This window comes from Abyssisolibacter sp. ZYX002, from assembly GCF_056892235.1.
The window spans coordinates 601,528-623,577 of record NZ_JARMXH010000001.1 but is presented as its reverse complement, the minus strand read 5'-3'; the positions used below and the strand labels follow the sequence as shown (position 1 = coordinate 623,577).

Annotated in this window: 4 protein-coding genes and 2 pseudogenes; all 6 read right to left on the bottom strand. The window is 29.0% G+C overall.

Annotated features, from left to right (window positions below):
* Positions 1-10: 10 nt before the first annotated feature.
* Positions 11-1,405, bottom strand: a complete 1,395-nt coding sequence (locus tag P3X86_RS02740; protein WP_483291731.1) for a phosphopantetheine-binding protein — start codon at positions 1,403-1,405, stop codon at positions 11-13.
* Positions 1,406-1,600: 195 nt separating this feature from the next.
* Positions 1,601-2,779: pseudogene (locus P3X86_RS02735) on the bottom strand (amino acid adenylation domain-containing protein); the annotation flags it as partial.
* A gap of 159 nt (positions 2,780-2,938) precedes the next feature.
* Positions 2,939-8,953: pseudogene (locus tag P3X86_RS02730) on the bottom strand (SDR family NAD(P)-dependent oxidoreductase); the annotation flags it as partial.
* Positions 8,946-12,899, bottom strand: a complete 3,954-nt coding sequence (locus P3X86_RS02725; protein ID WP_483291091.1) for an SDR family NAD(P)-dependent oxidoreductase — start codon at positions 12,897-12,899, stop codon at positions 8,946-8,948. The pseudogene P3X86_RS02730 and the gene P3X86_RS02725, both read right to left, overlap by 8 nt.
* Positions 12,900-12,908: 9 nt before the next feature.
* A complete protein-coding gene (fabD, locus tag P3X86_RS02720) occupies positions 12,909-14,168 on the bottom strand; it encodes an ACP S-malonyltransferase (protein ID WP_483291090.1) in 1,260 nt (419 codons plus the stop codon).
* A 29-nt stretch (positions 14,169-14,197) separates the two neighbouring features.
* Entirely contained in the window at positions 14,198-22,048 is a 7,851-nt protein-coding gene (locus P3X86_RS02715) for an amino acid adenylation domain-containing protein (RefSeq protein WP_483291089.1), read from the bottom strand.
* Positions 22,049-22,050: the final 2 nt, after the last annotated feature.

Sequence of the window (22,050 nt, the reverse complement as noted above, 5' to 3'; positions counted from 1 at the left end):
CTTTGTTATATTATAGTATTTGCTTATTTACTGCTAAAAGTAAGTTTTTGTATTCATTTTCTAGTTTATATATGCTTTTTAAGCCATCACTTACTGTTTCCATGCTATTTTGATTATATTTATTTGAATACATGTATTTAGCTATTATACCTCTTATATATTTCCATTTTTCTAAAACTAAATCTGATATTTTAACTGGTGAAGAATCGTTTCCTAATAACTTTTCCATCTTATATTTTTCAACCAGTTTAGCATTAATGGAGTCATTTAGGAATTCTAATATAGACTTTACGTTTTCTTTCAATAATATTTCATCTCTAATTATTGTATTAAAAGACTCTATTATTTTTTCAAGGCTGTTCAACCCATTGTTCAGCACATTAACATTATTATTTAAGTTTTCTAGGAATTTTTGAGTATAATTTTGAGTTGATATATCGTTATTTATAGATTCGTTTAATTTGATTATTACTCCATAATATTTTTCTTTATCATCAACATCCAATAAAAAGTTATTTTTATATCCAGTAATGCATTCATTTAATTCATCATATCCAATTATTCTTTTTTCATAATATAAATTATCCTTATGCATATGTTCAATAATATTGAAAGTTTTTTTCACTTCATCATATCCATAAATAAGCAATGTATGTGGCCAATGAATTTTATTAAACATTTCTGGTCTTATAGATTCATAGAAACAATCTATCCAAATGACTACTGGAATTTTTTTAGAAATTGAAATTTTTATGTCATCTATTATTGTTTCAATATTCTTCATATACTGAACTTTTAGACCTTCTTTGATTAGTATATTTTCAATTGCATCGCATTGATGGTATTGCATATCATATGTTATAGTGTCATTTGCTTTTTTATATTCATAAGTTATTATGTCGTTTATTAAAAATGATTTTAAACTTTTATTATAATAGTTAAGTATAGGAAATGAAGAATTATAGAAGCAATTTTTATAAAATAACTCGTTAAATGGCTTTATTCCTTTTATTATGTTAGTATTACTACAAACAGCCACTTCTTGTAAAGTTTCGTTGTTTATCTCATTTGTGTTATTATCGCTATTTTCAATATTTTGATTAATATATACACCCATAAGCCTAATAGTATTATACTTAAAGATATCAGCACTATTTATTTTGATACCTTCTTTTTCTAGTTCTACTTCTAATTCTATAGCATTCAGTGAGTTGCCTCCTATAAAAAAGAAATTATCTTTTACATTTATGTGATCTGTCTTAAGTACTTTACTCCATATTTTATATAACAATTCTTCCGTAGCATTTGAAGGTTTTACATATTTATTATTGTCTTCTATATTTTTTATATCTTGTAATGCTCTTCTGTCAACCTTACCATTTGAATTAATAGGAATAGCGTCCATATGGACAAATTTTCCAGGTATCATATACATAGGAAGTTTTGTTATTAATATGTCTCTCAGTTCTTCGACTGTATTCTTTACACTTGATTCATAATAACAAACAAGTTCATTTGTTTCTCCACATTTTTTGCAGATAACTACAGCTAACTTTATATTATTATCTTTCATTAGCGTATTTTCAATTTCTCCTACATCAATACGATACCCTCTAACTTTCACCATATTATCACTTCTGCCTATATACTGAAAATTACCGTCAGAAAGCAATTTACCTTTATCTCCAGTTTTATATATTAAACCATATATATCATGTTGAATAAAACTCTCTTTATTTTTTTGTTCATCTTTATAATAGCCCAAAGTAATATTTTTACCGCTGACGTATATATCTCCAATAATTCCTTCATCACAAATCCTTAAATATTTATCTAATATAAACATTCTATTGTTTATGATTGGTTTACCTATAGGAATTTGCGTCTTCTCATATATACTTTCATCAATCGTATAACTTGAAACCCAAATGGTTGCTTCTGTAGGGCCATACATATTTGTTAATTTTGTATTCTTAAAATTTTTCATAATCTTTTTAGCCAATTCTATAGACCATGCTTCACCACCAAGCAGTATGTGCCTTAAGTAGAGCATATTATTTTCCTCTGATGTATCATTCATTGCTAAATGTTGTATCATCAATGATGGCACAGAATGCCATATAGTTATTTCATTTGCGTTAACATACTTATTTAATTTATTAGGATTATGAATTTCTTCCTCTTTAAGAATATGAAGTTCAGCTCCACTCACCAAAGCGCCAAATATTTCAAATACTGATATATCAAAACTAATTGATGTTACTAGCATCATTTTATCTCTTTGCTCAAGCTTAAAGTGTTTTACAGCCCAATCAATAAAATTAGTAACATTTGAATGTTTTACCATTACTCCTTTTGGCTTTCCTGTGGAACCTGAGGTATACATTATATACATCAAATCACTTGGTGCATATATTACTTTTTGTAATTCTCCATCTATGTTTTCATAGTCTTGTTTAAAATAACACTTGGTTTGTTCATAGTTAAATTTATCACATTGATCTAAGCATATAATAGTATTAATATTTTTAAGTGCTTTAGAGTATTCATCGTTTGTTATTATATTACTTTCCGTAATAAGTATCTTTGCGCCACTATGTTCTATTATATGTTTTATTCTCTCTATGGGATGGTTCTGATTAATTGGTACATAACAGCCTCCTGCATTAAGTATACCAAGTATTCCTTTTATGATTCCTATCCCTCTGTTTACCATAATAGCAATAGGTTCATTACGCAAAGACATATTTTTTTGTAACAATATACCTATTTTTTTTGTACTTTCATTTAATTCTAGGAATGAGTATTTATCCTCACCAAATACTACATTTGAATTTCTATTTTTTCTTAAATTCTCGCAAAAAATTTCGTGTACAGTTTTGGTATTACTATTTAAATTACTCACTATATTACAATCATATAATCCTAATATTTTTTTCTCTTTCTTATCAGATAAATAATTAATATCAGCTATCGCGATATCTTTTTTATCTTTTACACTGTCAAGTATGTTTCTAAAATATTCTACAAAACGTTGAATAGTTTTAATTGAAAATAAATCAGTATTATATTCCAATCTAATTTCAAGTTGTCCATCTTTTTCTTTGGCAAGAAATGATAGTTCAAATTGAGTGACCCCTTTTTGTTCTGGTGGTATATAATCAGATAATTGAAAAAATGTACTAAATATAGGATTCCTACTCAGATCTCTTTCTGGGTTAATATTTGATATAATTTCACCAAACGGATATCTATTATATTGAATTGCTTTATTAATTTTATCTTTTACAACTAAAACTAAGTTTTTAAATGATTCAATTTCATCATATTTTACACGTATACATTGAGTATTTACAAAAAGTCCTATAACTTTTTCAAGCTCTTTTCTCTCTCTACCTAGATAAGGAATTCCCACGATTATATCATCACTACTTGATACCTTATGAAGAAATATAAAATACATTGACAAAAGAGTATTAAATAACGTTGTACCATAATCTTTACTTATATTTTTTATCTTTTTCAAGTCATCTTCGTTGATATTAATGCTCATAGAGTTACCGTTATAAGTTTGCATTAGAGGTCTTTTATTATCATATGGTAATTCCAATATAGGTAATGGCTTAGATAATTCTTTTATCCAAAAATTACCATATAGCTTGTATTCATCAGTTTTTTTCCATTCTAAGTCTTTCTTTAACCAACTTATATACTCTACATTCAATCTATCATAGATTTTATTTTTTCCTTCCTTAATTGCTAAATAACCTTCTAGTAGTTCATCTAACATTACTTTTATACTCCATCCATCACTTATTATGTGATGGATTTTTACAAATAGATGATAAAAATCATTTTTGGACTTGTATAGATTAACCTTTATTAACTGAGAGTTTAAAAGATTAAAAGGTATGTTACTTTCATTAGAAATATGTTCCTCTATTTTATTTTTTGCATCATCACTATCTGTAAAATCATAATAATTTACATGATAATTTACGTCCTTGCTAACGTACTGCTTAATAACACCGTTTTCTTTTTTGAAACCTATCCTCAATGCACTCTGATGCTCTGCCAATTGATTTAGTGCCTTATTAAAAATATCAATATCTATCTCTTGTTCTATAATATAAGTCATAGCTAAATTATAAGCTGTAATTTCTGGATTTAAATTTTGTAAAAACCAAATTCTCTTTTGTGCATCAGTTAATTCAAATAATTGATCCGTTATTTTGTCACTGTAGATTTCTTGATTATCTAATACTACTTTGTTTTTGTCTTGTATGAAATTTGAAAACTCCCTTATACTCGGATATTCAAAAATATCAGTTATGTTTACATCCCAGTCACCTTTTTCTCTTAATGAATTCACTATTTGAATTGCCTGTATTGAATCTCCTCCCATTTCATAGAAATTATCATCAATATCTATTTCTTCAATTCCAAGCACCTGACTCCATATAAAACCAACCTGTTTTTCTATCTTTGTATAAGCGTTATCATTTTTTCCTTTTAGTTTAAACCATTGTTCTATATTAGATCTTTTAACAATAGGTTTCTGTATAGCTTTTTTTATATCTTCAGAAATTAAAAACATTTGCTCCTCAATTACCTCTACCGATTTAATATTGAGGTTTGTATTGGCAATTATTATATTATTTATTTGTTTATTAATAATCTCATCAAATCCCCTTAATGCTTGATCTGTCATTATTGATTTAAATATTTCATTATCTTCATTTACACCAAAATCAACAGCCATACCAATTTCTTTCCATGCTGTCCAATTGATTGTAAGTGCTTTTTTCCCTTGCATATTTCTGTACACTGAAAAACCATCAAGGAAGCTATTTGCAGGTGAGTAATCACCTTGCCCCATTCCTCCTAAAAATGAACTTGTTGATGAAAACATAACAAACAAATCTAATTCATCTTCTTTGGTTAGTTTGTGTAAAAGTCTTGTTCCTATAATTTTCGGTTTAATAACGTCGTTAAACTTTTCTTCTTCTTTTTTATACAAAAGATTTACTCCTGCTACCCCTGCTGCATGTATTAAGCCATTTATACGTCCATACTTTGCTCTTAATTCATCTAACGTCTTCTTTAAATCATGTTCGTTTGTAATATCTAAAGAACATAATAGTACATTTGAACCAGACTTTTCGATTTCTTTTATTTTATTAATTTTACCAACAGTTCTATTATTAGTATTAATCTTTAATATATCATCCCATGTATCTCTATCTGGAAACACACTTCTATTTATTAAAGCAATATTCACATTATTTTTCGATGCTAAATATGATGCCATTTCAAGTCCTAATCCACCTGTACCACCAGTTATTATGTAAACTCCATTAGTATTAAACGTCATTTGTCTCTCAGGTAAATTATTTATATCAACTCTTATGAGTTCTTTTAGAAATCTTTTGCCACTTCTAAAAGCTACCTGTCTTTGACACTTATCATATTCAACTTCGTGTATTATACTTTCTATATCAGTCTCATCGTCAATATCAATACATTGACATTCAATATTAGGATATTCCTGACTTATAACATTCCCCATTCCAATGATAGCTGTATTATATGGTATAATTCTTTCTTGCTCTGGTATAACTTTGTTAGCGTAATTAGTGATTATAGTGAATCTAATATTGTTATTTATATTATTATTGATCAACGACTTAATTGTGTAGTAAATATTGTTTGTCCCATATAATAAAGCTTTTTCATCTTCTTTATTTTCATCATAAATCATCCTAATTGATGTAATATGATATATTTCATCAATTCCTTTACTCTTAATTTTATTGATAATACTAAATATTTCATCATAATTTCCTGTAGTATTGTAATGAACTTCAGATTGTTCTTCATAGTAATCTGCCATTTTTACAAATGTTACTTCACGTCCTGCAAGTTTAATTTGTTTAAGGAAATCTTTGCAAAATTTGCTATCTATACCAATTACAACAGCATTCACATTTTTACTTTTATGTTCTATATTCTTTTGCTCTTTTTCTACCCATCTAAAGCTATGATATAAGCTCTCGTTGCTACTGTGAGATTTATTAAATACAGACTGCATATTATGAACTCTTTTTATTGCATATCTTTCTATATCAATAATTACTTCACCTTTTGAATTTAAAATCAGTATATCGGAATATAGAGTTTCAGATTTTAAATTGTCTTGTTTAGCTTTGCTATGATTATTTTTTATATAAACATAGAAACAAGGTTGTAAGCTGTCATATATTTTGATACTTTTATATGTTAATGGTAAATATGTGCCATCAACCATATTAAATGCAACCCAATTTGCAGCATTATCTAACAATGAAGGATGTAACCAGCAATCTTCTAAGTCTTTCAAAAATGGATTTGGTAAAACTAACTCCAATAATATGTCATTTTCACCGATATATACTTCATTGATGTTGTCCCATCTACTTCCCCAATTAAATACGTCTGTTGAAATAGTTCTTGGATTATCCAGTTTTACATCATATGAATATCTTTTATTGGTAAGTTTACTTTTTAATTCTTCAATTTGATAAACATCATTATTCTCGCTCATTATGTTATGAATTTGCCCTGTTGCATGTGTTAACCAAGTACTATCCATCTTTGTCTTACCATTTTCTTTTTTACTTATAACGGTAAATTTTAAATACCCTTTATCTGTTTTATCAATTAATGTTTGAACTTCTCTTATTCCATTGTCTGTAACATAAAGTGGACTTAAAAAAACTACATCTTTAAGCTCAATATGTCCTTCATCAAAATATCTTTTACCAATCGTTCTAGCAATCTCTAAATAGGTAACACCAGGTATTGTAGGTATTCCTTTGATTTTGTGTTCATGCAAAATCCAATCTTTTTCTATATTAAAAGTTGAAAGATACACATCTTGATGTATTGATTCACACAAGCATGTATCTACTAGATAATGATTGAACGTTTTTTTATGATTACTCTCTATTTTTGCAATTGAGTTAGGCAAATATTTATTATTCTCAAATGGATAAGTAGGTAGACTTATTTTCTTACTATGACTTTCTTTATATAATATATCCCACTTGACATCTGCACCTTTAACGTAAAGACTGCATACATTTTCAAGTTTTTCTTTGTTAGTTTTATTAGTTTGTATACACTTTTTCAAATAGTCATCTGCTTTAAAAGTTAATGTCTTTTTTTCTTCTTTACTTATTGCATACGGATTAGAATTATCATTTTTATTTATAACTAACTGATGCCTTGCAAAGTGAATACCTTCCATATTAATATCGTCTAGATTTTCAAGAACAGATAATTCATCTAGCTTTTCTATTAAGTCTGTCATATTATTTGAAAGAATGACTAATCTGTAGTTGTAATGACCTCTACCTGTATTCACAGTATAGCAAACATCTTGTACTTTAATATCCTTTTTTGCTACTAGAAAATCCTTATATAGATTAATTAGCTGTTTAATTCCATTAGTTGTTTTTGCTGATATAGTAAGAACATTTATATCTTCTTTGTGTTCATTTATTATTTGCTTAGGAGCTTCTTGTAATATCATATGGCAATTAGTCCCACTAAATCCAAATGAGCTTACTCCCGCTCTTAAAGGACTGTTATCTTTGTCACAAAATTCCATTAATCTATCAACAACATAAACTGGTGAATCATCAAAATTTATTAGTGGATTTGGTGATTCAAAGTTTAATGTAGGAGGTATTTTTTTATTTTTTAGACTCATTATAACCTTAATAAGTGATGCTATTCCTGATGATGCCACAGTATGTCCAATATTTGTTTTTACAGATCCAATGCCACAAAATTGTTTGCGAGTTGTATATTTTTTAAACGCTTCTGTAATCCCTTTTATCTCCATTGGATCACCTAATAATGTTCCTGTTCCATGAGTTTCAATATATTTGATTGTATCAGGGTTTATATTAGATTTTTTCCAAGCATCAGTAATCACTTCTACTTGAGACGTCATTTTAGGAGCAGTAATACCATTTGATGCCCCGTCATTATTTATTGAACTACCTTTTATTACAGCATATATATTGTCATTGTCCTTAATTGCTTGTGACAACGGTTTTAGAAGTACAGAACCAATACCTTCTCCCCATACAGTTCCATTTGAATCTTTATCAAAGACTCTAATCATATTACTCTTTGATTCTATTTCATTTGTTCCTATAGCTGTTTGTGGTAAAACTACAACATTTACACCTCCTGCTAATGCCATCTTACAATCTTTATTCTTAATCGCATTACATGCTTGATGAACAGCAACTAAACCAGAAGAACATGCCGTATCTACAACTATAGCAGGTCCCTTTAGATCAAATATATATGAAATACGACTAGCAATAATGCCTGTCAATGATCCTGTTAGTGAAAGAATATTATTGTTATCCAATATACTTCTATATATAGATGAATTTGTTGTATCCATACCAACAAACACACCTGTATTACTTCCTTTCAGTTTTTCTCCTCCATAACCGCCATCTTCCATGGTTTTATATGCAACTTTAAGAAAGAGCCTCTGCACGGGATCCATATAAACTGCTTCTTTAGGTGATATTCTAAAAAAAGATGCATCAAACTCAAATATTTCATTAAGATAACCCACTTTATAATGTGATTCATTAAATTTATCTTTTAAGTTCGGCATAAAATTATTCATATCATCTAGTCTATTCTTAGGTAGTTTTCTAATACTATCTTCTTGACTTAAAAGACTATTCCAATATTCATCAACATCATTAGCATTAGGATATAAGCAAGATATACCGATAACTGCAATATCATCTTGAAAATCTTGTACTTCTTTTTGACTTTCTATTTTATGAACAGATTTCAAAATCTTATATGCATGTGCTTCTTTAATCTCACCCTTTTGAATAAGCCCAAGTATATATTTACTTAAATTGTTATTCATCGGTCCACTCCTTACTTATCAATTCTAAAGTTTCTTCAAGCGATATTTCTCCGTTCTTTAATTCTTTGAATAATCCTTTAATATTATCTTCTTCTTTATCAATCATCTTTTCAATTTGTTTGTTTTCTTCTACTATTTGTATTGATATATACTCTGACATTTCTAATACCGTTGGATAAGAATATATATCAACAACACTTAAAACATCAGGATAATCTATATTAATCCTTTGTATAAGTGATTGAGCTGAAATGGAATCCCCCCCTAAGTCATGGAATGAATCATAAATATTGACCTCTTCCATTCCTAAAACTTCAGCCCAAATTCTGGCTATATTCGTTTCTACATCATTGTATTGATCATTTTTTCTACCTGTCACCTTGAAGTTTAGTATTTTTTTCTTTTCTAAACAATCCTCACTATTTTTAGTATTTAAATTATTCCTTTTTAGAACTAATTCTTTAAGTCGCTTTGATATCTTAAATATTTCAAATTCTGATTGATTTATGTTAAGATACTTGTAGTTTATCTCGCAAATCATAACGTTAATAATTTGCTTTGTTAACACTTTATCTAGTCCATTTAATGCACTAAATGTGCTTATTGCTTTAAAGTAGTCATTATCTATATTTACACCATAATCAACTGCCATACCAGTTTCTTTCCATGCTGGCCAATTGATACATATTGTTCTCTTACCCATAGAATCTCTATATTGAGCATAAGAATCCATAAAACTATTTGCTGCACAATAATCGCCCTGTCCTAATCCTCCAATAATAGCGTTAACTGACGAGAAAAGTACCATAAAATCTAGATTATCACTCTGAGTTAATTTATCAAGTAAAACTGTCCCTATTGTCTTTGGTGCTAGAACTTCTTTAAATCTCTTGAACTCTTTTCTATATATAAGACGTTCTCCAGCTATTCCAGCACAATGTATTATTCCTCTGATTTCCCCTAAACTAGTTCTAATATTATCTAATATGGTGCTTAACTCATTCTTATTAGTGATATCTACTTGATAGCTTAAAACCTTCGATCCATTTTTTTCTATTTCTCTAATTGTACTTATTTTTTTATATAGCTTTTCATCTAGATTTTTATCTATACTATCCCACATATCTCTTGAAGGTAATGCCGATCTATTTAACCATACTATCTTAACATTGTTATTTAAGGCTATATATTTGCTTAATTCAAGCCCTATGCCACCAGCGCCACCTGTTATTATATAAACTCCATTATTTCTTATTTTTGTATTGCTATCATTAATCTTTTCAATATCTACGATATCAAACTCAGATATGTATCTTTTCCCATTTCTATAAGCTATTTGACTATTGGTATTATCACTCATCGCTTCATTAAAAATATCATTTACTGAATAAGATTTATCTATATCAATACATTTACATTGTATATTTGAATATTCTTGGTTTGCTACTTTCCCAAGACCGAAAAAAGCTGCTTTTTTTGGATTACCATAAGCATCTTTGAAAATTTTATATACATTATCAGAAATTAATGTTATTCTTATATTCATTTTATTTATTTGTTTATTTAAAATTAAATTCTTTACTAAACAAAAAAGATTACATACTTCATAATTAATCATGTCATATTCATTGATATCATTCTTAAAGTTCGTATTATCCGTATATAAGAAAATTATTTCTTTAATATCTGTATTTTCTAATATTTTAGCTATATCTTTGAAATTTTTATTTATTTCATCGTCGTTATCTTCTAAGGCTAGATTATCCAAGCAAACTTCCTTAAAATGAATATTACTATGTTTCAAATATTGTGTGAAATCTGTTGTAAACTTTGATTTCTTTAGTGTCAATACTAATTTAGTACCCTTAGAATTGACATTGATTTCTTTTGGTAACTCTTCATTAACCCAATTAAGTTTATAATATTCATTGAAAGACTTATCATTGATTGTTTTAGCAGATAGCAATACTTTGTCTGTATTTGAATCTAACCAAACTTGATGTTTATCAAATGGATACACTGGAAGATTTATTTTTTTATGCTTTCTATCCTTATATAATAGTTCCCATTTAATCTCTGCACCTTCTACATAAAGCTTACATATTTCTTTTAATTTATTTGTATAATCTTCACGTATATTTATGTCTATACCATTCATAATTTCTAATGCTGTATTACTTAAAGTTCGTTTATTCTCCTCTGATATACCTTCTGCCTCTTTAGTTTTTTTTGTTTTTATTAGTTTATGTTTTTTGTAAAAAATACAATCATCTTCGTGGGCTTTTTCAAAATTATTACTTACGTATGTAAGCTTATCTATTAGATTGTATATTGAGTTAAATACAATTACTAATCTATGACTGTAATGTCCTCTTCCTGTGTTAGCAGTATAGCTCAAATTTCCACAATCAACATTACTATTGAATTTAATAAATTTTAAATATTTTTCTATTTGTTTTTGAATAGCTTGCTCACTTTTAGCTGATATTGTAATGACATATGTTTGATTATCATTTGCATAATCTACACTGTCATTTATACTGGCTTCTTCTATGACCATATGACAATTAGTGCCACTTAACCCAAAGGAATTTATCCCTGCTCTTCTTGGTGTATTATCCACTCTCCATGGAGTTAACATATCATTTATATAAACAGGAGATTCTTCAAAATCTATCTTTTGGTTAGGGCGCTTAAAGTTAAGCGTTGGCGGAATTTCTTTGTGCTTTAAAGCCATAACCACTTTAATTAAAGAAGCCACCCCTGCTGCATGATCCAAATGACCAATATTGGTCTTTACTGATCCTATAGCGCAAAATTGTTTCTTTTGCGTAAATTTCCTAAAAGCACAACTAAGACCTTCTATCTCTATTGGATCTCCAAGTGGTGTACCTGTTCCATGTGCTTCTATATAAGTGATAGTTGCCGGATCTATGTTTGCGTTTTTCCAAGCATCTAAAATAACCTCCTCCTGAGCGGTTGGGTTTGGTGCAGTAATTCCAATTGAATCACCGTCTTGGTTCACTGCACTTCCCTTAATAACTGCATGTATCAAATCACCATCTTTTATAGCTTGATCTAGTCTTTTGAGTAAAACCACTGCTACTCCTTCTCCTAAACCAGTACCACAAGCGTCATCATCAAAAGTCCTAGCTATGCCATCTGGTGATAATATTTTTACCTCATCACCATCATTTGATTTTACTGGTGCAAGGTTTATTTTAATACTACCAGCCAATGCCATATCACATTCACCATTTTTTACTGCCCCACAGGCTGTATGAACTGCTACTAATGAAGATGAACATGCGGTATCAATCATCATACTTGGCCCTTTGAAATCCATTAAATACGAAAGTCTTGATGCAATAATTGATTTTATGTTACCTGTAAAGGACAATTCTCCAAATTTAGGTTTCATAATTTCTATCGCCCTCTTATAATCAACACCAAAATCAGTACTATATCCAACATATGTCCCAGTTTTAGTTCCTTTTATCTTATCTCCACTATATCCAGCATCCTCAATTGCTTGCCAAGCTGTTTGTAGAAATAACCTTTGGTTAGGGTCCATTAGTTTAGCTTCTGTGTTAGAGATTTTGAAAAAACTATAATCAAAGTTACTTATATTATCCATGTATGCTGCATTTCTAAAGTTGCTTTTATATACTCCTGCTTTATTAAGTATGTTTTCAATATTTATAGCTCTATTTAAAGGAAAGTTACTTACTCCATTGACACCGTTTTTTAATACAACATCCCACAAATCTTGAGCACTATTTGCATAAGGAAACTTTGCAGCCATACCGATTATAGCTATATCATTGCTATCTTTATTATCTGATTTTTGGATTATCTTGATTATTTCGCTACCTGTAGCCATGTTTAACTTCCCAGATTTAACTCCCTCAATAATGTACTTATATACCATATTCATATTATCCATAATAACCCCTTATAATGTTAACATTTTTGGTAAATCTTCTTGTGGAATAAACTTATATGCCCCAGTTCCTTCAAAAAGTTCAGTATATCTCATTAATTGTTCTTCTACAGGAGCAAGTTTTGTTGTAAATGTTGATTCTAACATATTTAAACCTTCTTTTAAATCACTTAATAATGGCTCCAAATTCTTTTCTCTCATTTCTTTTTCATATGTTTTAATAGCTCTATATGGTATAACAAAATCCTTCTCATATTTGTCATCTTCCCAATTACTATTTCTCGTACATATCGCAATAGCGATACACTTTGTTATGAAATCTTGTTTTCTCTGTTTCAAAGTTGAGTTTATATATTTATCCAGTTTTTGACCATCATTTTTTTCATCTAATGAATATCCCTCTATTTGAGGGCAATTCTTCTTCATTAATTTTCTAAGGACATCTTTTGGTCCACATTCAACTATGAATTGAATGTTTTGATTACTCAAATATCTCATAGAATCCACCCATCTTACTGGCATTGTCATTTGCTTTACTAGTTTATATGCTATATTGTCATCATATCTGTACGGTAAAGCAGTAACATTTGATATAATAGGTTTATGTGGCTCTTTAAATGTATACTGTGCCAAGGTTTTCTCTAGCTTTTGAGCAGCAGTCTTCATCAATGGACTATGGAAAGCTGCACTAACATTCAATTGAGCTGTATTATAGCCACTATCTTTCAATATTTCATTAATTACATCAACCGCATTTTCATGTCCTGATATTACTACTTGCTCTGGTGAATTGTAGTTTGAAATAACTGCTACTCCATCTTTAATATTGCTACACTCTTTAGAAATGAAATCGTAATCAATATCTCCTCTAACTGCAATCATTTTACCTATACTAAAGCTCATTGCTTCTTGCATATATACTCCACGCTCGTGTACTATTTTTATAGCATCTTTAAAATCAATTGCTCCTGCACATGCTAATGCAGTGTATTCGCCCAAGCTATGTCCTGCGAAATATTTTGGTGTTAATTGATATTTTTCCATAAAAATCTTGTAAGCTATATAGCTTACAGTTAATATAGCTGGTTGTGTATTTTGTGTTAAAGAAAGTTCTTCTAACTTGCCATTAAAACATAACTCTTTTAAATCAAAACCTAATGCTTCATTTGCTTGATTGAATATTTCTCTAGCTATAGGATATTTTTCATAATATTTTTTCCCCATTCCGATATATTGTGATCCTTGACCTGGAAAAACAACTGCAAACTCCATAATTAACCTCCCATTTTCCTTAAATATTTTTAGTTTTGTAGTTTCTTTATAGCTTCATCAATATCTATTTCATCATCCATTACCTGTTCTAATATATCTATAACTTCTGTATTTTTAGATGACTTTATGCTATTGCTCTCCTCAATATGTTTAGCTAATTTCTCTATTGTAGGATACTTAAACATATCTGTAATAGAAACTTTATTTTTATAGATTTTATTTACATTAGAGTGAACTTGAACAACTGTAAATGAGTTACCTCCTATATTAAAGAAATTATCTCTTACTCCTATTTCCTCTATGCCGATAACTTGTCTGTATATATCCAGCAATTGTTCTTCAATACTATTTTTTGGTAATACAATTTCGCCACGCTTTGTAAAATTGTCTCCTGGCTCTGGTAAAGATTTTTTATCTATTTTTCCATTAGGTGTTAAATTAATTTTATCCATTTTTATAAATATTGATGGAATCATATATTCAGGTAGTTTATTTCTAAGACTATTCTTTATATCTTCAATTTCTACATGTACTGTACTAACGTAATAACATATGAGCTGATTTATACCATTGACGTTTCTAGCCACTACAGCTAATTGTTTAATAGAATAATCAATCTGATTAAGTATGTTTTCAATCTCTCCTATTTCTACTCTATAGCCTCTTATTTTTACCATACTATCATTTCTTCCTACATATACTATGTTTCCATCTGTAGTATATCTTCCTAAATCTCCAGTCTTATACATGACTGTTCCATTTTTATTTTCAATAAACACCTCTTTTGTTTTCTCTACATCCTTATAATATCCCGGCGTTACATTTTTACCTGAAATATATATCTCTCCCTGTACTCCAACTCCACACACATTGTTATTACTGTCTAGTATCAACATGGAATTACTAGATATAGGAGTACCTAAAGGCATTTCCAATAGGTTGTCCATGTCTTTATTAAGATGATGACATGAAACCCAAATTGTTGTTTCAGTCGGACCATACATATTTGTAACGGTTGAATTTTTGAAATATTTATATATATCTTTAGCAAGCTGTGTATTCCATTGTTCTCCTCCTATCATAATGTTTCTCATGTTTTTCACACATTCTAAATCCTTAGTATCTTGTTGTTCTTCTAATGCTATAATCAATTGCATCATTAATGTAGGAACAGAATGCCATATGGTTATTTCATTCTCATTTAGATACTTAAGTAATTGTGCTGGGTTATATAGTTTTTCATTAGAAACAATGTGTAATTTTGCACCACTTGCTAATGCTCCAAATATTTCAAAAACTGATATATCAAAACAAACAGATGTCACTGACAGCATAGAATCTTGAGGCATTATTTCAAATTCATTTATACTCCATAATAAATAATTTATTGCATTTTCGTGTGTAACCATAACCCCTTTTGGAATCCCTGTAGATCCTGAAGTATATATCACATACATAAGATTAGTCATATGTATTGATACATTCATACTATCTTTACTTTCCATAGTTATATGTTCTAAAGAATAAGAATTAATTATATTATTATGACTGAATTTTTTCGAATTTGATATATTTATTAATGCATCAAATTTACACTCATTATTGCAAAGTTCATTGACTTTATATTCAAGGCTATTTTCGCTTATCAGTATTTTACTTTCACTATGTTCAATTATATATTGAATTCTATTTGATGGATAATTAGGATCTAAAGGAACGTAACATCCTCCAGATTTTATTATTCCTAACATACCAACAATCAAATTTAAACTTCTATCTAACATTATTGCCACTGGTATATTCGGCCCTACACCATTTTTCTTTAATAATCTTGCTAATTGATTCGATTTATCATTCAACTCCATATATGTCATTGTTTGACCTTCAAATATAACACAGACTTCATATGGGGTTAGGATAGCTCTTTCTTGAATTAGTTGCACAATATTCTTATCAAAGCTGTACTCAATATCATTTGTAAATCTGGCTAAGAGTTCTTTATGTTGTTTTTTATTTATAAGTGTGATATTTTTTAATTTTTCTTTTGGATTAACTACTAACTGTTCTACTATATTAGAAAAATAGCTAGCAAAATTTCTAATAGTTTCATCTTTGAATAAATCCTTATTATATTCAAGCCTTATTTCAATGCTCTCATCAACTTCACGTGATATAAAACTTAATTCAAACTGACTTATGCCATCATTTTGCGGAGGTACTTCCTCGTAAAATTGGAAGACTGTATTAAATATAGCATTTCTTGAGAGATCTCTTGGCACATTTATTTCTGTTACAAGTAATTCAAATGGATATGTTGAGTTTTTGTAGGCTTTAATACTCTTATCTTTCACAGCATTAACAAGCATACTAAAGTTATTAATTCCTTCTAAGTTTACTCGTATACTTAGAATATTTATAAACATTCCTACAATCTGCTCCATCTCTTTACTATCTCTTAATGAAATAGGCATCCCCACAATAATGTCTTTGTCACCTGTAATTTTAGAAATAAACAAAAAATATGCCGATAACAAAACAACATTCATTGTTGTTTGTAATTCTCTCGCTATTTTTTTTAACACTGTTGAAGTTGATTCTCCAATTTTAAATATATAATTTCCACCATTATACGTTTGTAAAGGTGGACGATGATAATCTATTGGTAAATTAAGCTGAGGTAGTGGTGCTGTTAACTCTTGCTTCCAAAATTCTTTCATCATCTTAAAGTGTTTTTGTTTTTTTGATTCTTTCTGTTGTAATATCCAATCTACATATTGAACTGAAATAGGCTTTAATGAAACATCTTCTTTTTTGATTTGTGCTTGGTATAAACTCATTAACTCATCAAATAATATACGTATACCCCAACCATCAATAATTATATGGTGCATATTAAAATATACACAGTACTCGCTTTCTTCTAGTTTATACAACACAGATTTTATCAATGGTTCAGATAAGTTAAACACATGCTTATTCATGGCTAACATACATTTATTTAATTTCTCAAGTTTGTTTTCTTCATTAGATATATCCACAAAATCTATAGGAAACTGGAAACTAGGCAATACCTGTTGCTTTGGTATTCCATTCTCTTCTATAAATACAGTTCTTAACATAAGATGTCTATCTATTATTTGATTAAATGCTATCTTCAAAGCTTCTATATCCACTTTATCCTTTATAAAATAATATGAGGGCAAGTTATATGCTACAAGTTTAGGATCGTACTTTTGTAAAAACCAAATACGCTTTTGAGAACTTGACAAATCAAAAATTTTGCCTTCATAACTATCAGTAACAAGCTTTGTACTTTGTATTTCTACTTTATCATTTTTGCTTAAAAATTCTCCCAATTCAATAATTGTAATATTTTCAAACAAGTCACTTATGTTTATTTTATTTGTCATGACCTTATTTAGGCTATTGACTATTTGTATAGCCATTATTGAATCTCCTCCAAGGTCATAAAAATTGTCATAGATATCAATCTCATCTCTATCCATGACTTCACACCATATCTGAGCGATTATTTTCTCTGTATCTGAAATAACCTCTCGCCCTATTATCTTTATATTTTTTTTACTTGTCGTCTTTGATTCAACTGTTGATATTTTATCACCTTGTAGCTCTATCTTAACCATACGATTATTTGCATATTTATCTAATTCGTTTTTATCAAGCCTTCCTACAATCATATTATTAAGATTATATTTTAGTATATAATCTAAAGCCATTATTGCCTCTTTTGTATTTATCATCTTGAAAATTCCATCATCTGAAATCCCAAAATCAACTGCCATTCCGGTTTCCTTCCATGCTGCCCAATTTATTGATATACTTTTCTTATGTTCTATATTTCTATAATTACTATAGGCATCAAGAAATGAATTTGCAGCGGTATAATCTCCTTGTCCAATTCCCGATAATATCGATGTTATAGATGAAAACATAACAAAGAAATCTAATTCATCATCTTTTGTTAATTTATCCAAGGCTATTGTTCCATCTATTTTAGGTAAAATTACTTTATTGTAATCATTCATTTCTTTATTTACTAATATTCCATCGCCAGCAATTCCTGCACAATGAAAAATGCCGTTAATTTTTTTATGTTTTTTTCTTATCTCATATAGTACATTTTCAAGTGCTTTAATGTCAGACACATCAGCACTATGTAACGACACCTTTGCTCCTAAGGATTCTATCTCTGATATGAATTTTGCTATTTTTAATGCCTTAGGATTTTTATTTGATTCTATGATAGTCGTATTCCTACTTAAAAGACATATATTCTTTGCATTATTTTCAGCTAGATAATTAGCAATCTCAAGTCCTAATCCCCCTGTACCTCCAGAAATAACATAACAACCATCTTCTTTAATTTGATTTACTATTTCTTTAGGGTTATCATTAATATTCGACAATTTTTCTATATATCTTTCATTTTGTCGATATGCAACCTTATAACTATCACTTGAACTTTTCATTTCATCAATTATATAACTACAATCAGTCTCACTATCTATATCAATACATCTACAACTCAGATTGGTATTTTCAGCCTCTATAGCTTTCCCTATACCAAAGCTCGCTGCTCCTATAGGATTTATATTTTTTTCTTTGCCAGTAATTTTATCAGTAGCCTCTGAAATAATTATAATCTCTATATTATGCCTGATTTTGTTATTGACAATTGACTTTATCATATGAAATAAAGCATTAACACTATTTTTTCTTTGTATTAATGTTGAGATTTCAGATTTATATGGATCAATCTTAAATATAATATGCGCAATTCTGCTCATATCTATTGCATCAAAAAGTATATTATATCCTTGCTGTGAGCCGTCTATGCAATAACTATTAACTCCTAATTGTCTATTCGATTCACATAGCTTAGCAGATATCACATTATTAAAATTATTTTTTATCACACTATAAAGCTCGGTGTTTAAAGCATTTTCACTACTAAGCATCAATATATTTTCTATTTTCCTTCGTTCATAATCAATAGATGCTTTTACCCAATCTATTTTATGTAACAATTTTTTTAGTATTTGGTTATCACTTGTATTAAAGTTATGAACACGCTTTACAGTATAATTTTCAACTTTAGCAAAAATTTTACCATTCGGCAATATTAACGTTACATCAAATTTGCTTGTTTCTCCTGTCTTATTATCAATATCTTTTCTTTTAATCAAACTATAAAATGCTCTAGGCATCCGTTCATAAATTGTAAGTTTATCATAATAAAAAGGTAAAAAAGGCCCCGTTCCTACAAAATTATTGGCATAGTTTACAGCACAATCCATTAGAGATGGATGAAAATAAAAATCATTTAAATCTTCATCATATTTTTTATCTAACTCTAAATAAGCTAATACTTCATTATCTCCAATAAATATTTCCGATACTGTATCCCACCTACTACTAGTAGAAACTATTTTGTCTTTATTTTCTTCAACCTGATTCAAGTTAGTTATATTACAACGCTCTTTAATATTGTCTATTTCTAAAACTTCCAACTTTTTTCTGTTAGATATATTTACCTTTCCACCGGCATGTTGTATAAACTGTTTATCATTTTTGCCTTTAGAAGCTATTTCAAATCTATAACTATCTTTTTCGATCTTTGTGATAATTGTATGTGTCTCTCTTGTCTCCATGTTATTCACCATTAATGGATTGTAGAATAAAAGTTCACTAAATTCATATATTGCTTCTTCATTTTTTCTCATCAAAATATTGTTTATCATTTCTATATAAGTAGTTCCTGGCACAACATTAAACTCATGTACTTGGTGTTCTGATAATACCCAATGGCTTTCAGGACTAAAAATTGTTAGATAAACATCAGTATTATAACTTTCAACTAAACATTTGTGTATCAAAGATTTTTTAGGTATTATCTTTTTAGACGGTTTTTCAATCTCTAAACGACAATTTTTATTTTCAAATGAGTATCCCGGTAGTACCATTTTATTAATTTTTTTATTTGCATAAAGTGCTGTCCAATTTATTAATACTCCTTGTACAAAAAGCCTACACAAGCTATCATGCAATACATAATTATCATTATCTTCTTTAATCTTTTCTATGATTATATTTGACTCTTCTTCTTTTTTCATTAGCTCTGCTTGAGTAATATCACCCTCTACTAGACTATTTTTTTGAGCCGGCACAATTCTATGCTTGTTTATATATACATTATTACATGAATCCTTTGAAAAATTACTCTCAATGAATGAATGAATTGTATCTATCAGATGATTTAAGCTATTAATAATTATCGCAACTCTATAATCATAATGTTCTCTGCATGTACTAGCTGTAAAACAAATCTCTTCAAGAGAAATATTCTGTCTTTCCTTTAAAAATTCATAATAATCTATCATAATCCGTTTTAGAGAGTTTTCATTTTTAGCAGAAATACAAAAAATCATATTTTCTTGACTTATTTGCTTATTCTTATTTTGAATTTCAGGAGCTTCCTCCAGTATCACGTGACAATTTGTTCCACTCAATCCAAAAGAACTTACTCCACATCTTCTAGGTGACTTTCCTGTCTTCCATTCTATAAGCTTATCATTTACATATACAGGTGATTGTTCAAAGTTAATCTTTTCGTTAGGTAATGTAAAATGTAAATGTGGCGGAATCTTTTTTGCCTTTAACGAAAGTACTGCTTTTACTAAACCTGCTATTCCTGCTCCACTATCCAAATGTCCTACATTTGTCTTGATTGACCCTACAGCACAAAACTGTTTTTTATCTGTTTTTTTCTTGAATGCCTGTGTAATAGCGTTTATTTCTATAGGGTCACCAAGCTTAGTTCCTGTTCCATGTGTTTCTATATATGATATAGTCTCAGGGTCAATCTGTGCATCTTTCCATGCTTGTAAAATAACTTCTGTCTGAGATTTTGTATTAGGTGCGGTAATACCTACTGTATTACCATCTTGATTCATACAACTCCCTTTAATAACTGCATGAATATAATCACCATCTTCTATAGCTTTATCCAATGGCTTTAGCATAATTGATGCTACACCTTCTCCTAACCCTGTTCCACTTGATTTATTATCAAAAGTCCTTGCTTTGCCATCTATTGATAAGATTCCTACGTCATCTGTATTTTTAAATTGAGGAGTGAAGTATACTTTCACTCCTCCTGCAATAGCCATTTCACATTCATTGTTTCTTAATGCTTTACACGCTAAATGTACAGCCACAAGTGTTGACGAGCATGCTGTATTAACCACCATACTCGGTCCCTTTAAATCAAATATATAAGCTAGCCTACTTGCAATAATAGATTTAATATTACCAGACATACCAATAAATAATGAATCAGGTTCAAGAGCTGAAAGTATATCATGATAGGATAAAGTAAAATCATCACTATATCCAACATATATTCCAGTTTTTGAACCCCTTATTCTATTTCCCATATATCCAGCATTTTCAATAGTAGAAAACGCACACCCCAAGAACAATCTTTGGTGCGGGTCCATTAACTTAGCTTCTTTTGGAGATATAGAGAAAAAGTCATAGTCAAACTCATCTACACTTTTTAAATACCCTGTCTTATATTTTATGTCCTTATACTCATTGCTGTTGTTACCATTTTGATTATAGTTTTCAATATATCTTTTATACAAGCTATTCCTTTTTTCTGGAAATGGTATGACCATATCTTCTCCAGAACTAAGAGCATTCCAGAGCTCATCTAAATTATCACTTCTTCCGATTTTACCAGACACACCTATTATAGCTATATCTTTTTTATCTACTTTCTTTATTTTGTTATTTTCATTCTTTGAAAATATATTGTTTAATGAAATCCCATTTAACAAGTCATTACTAGAGTTCATAA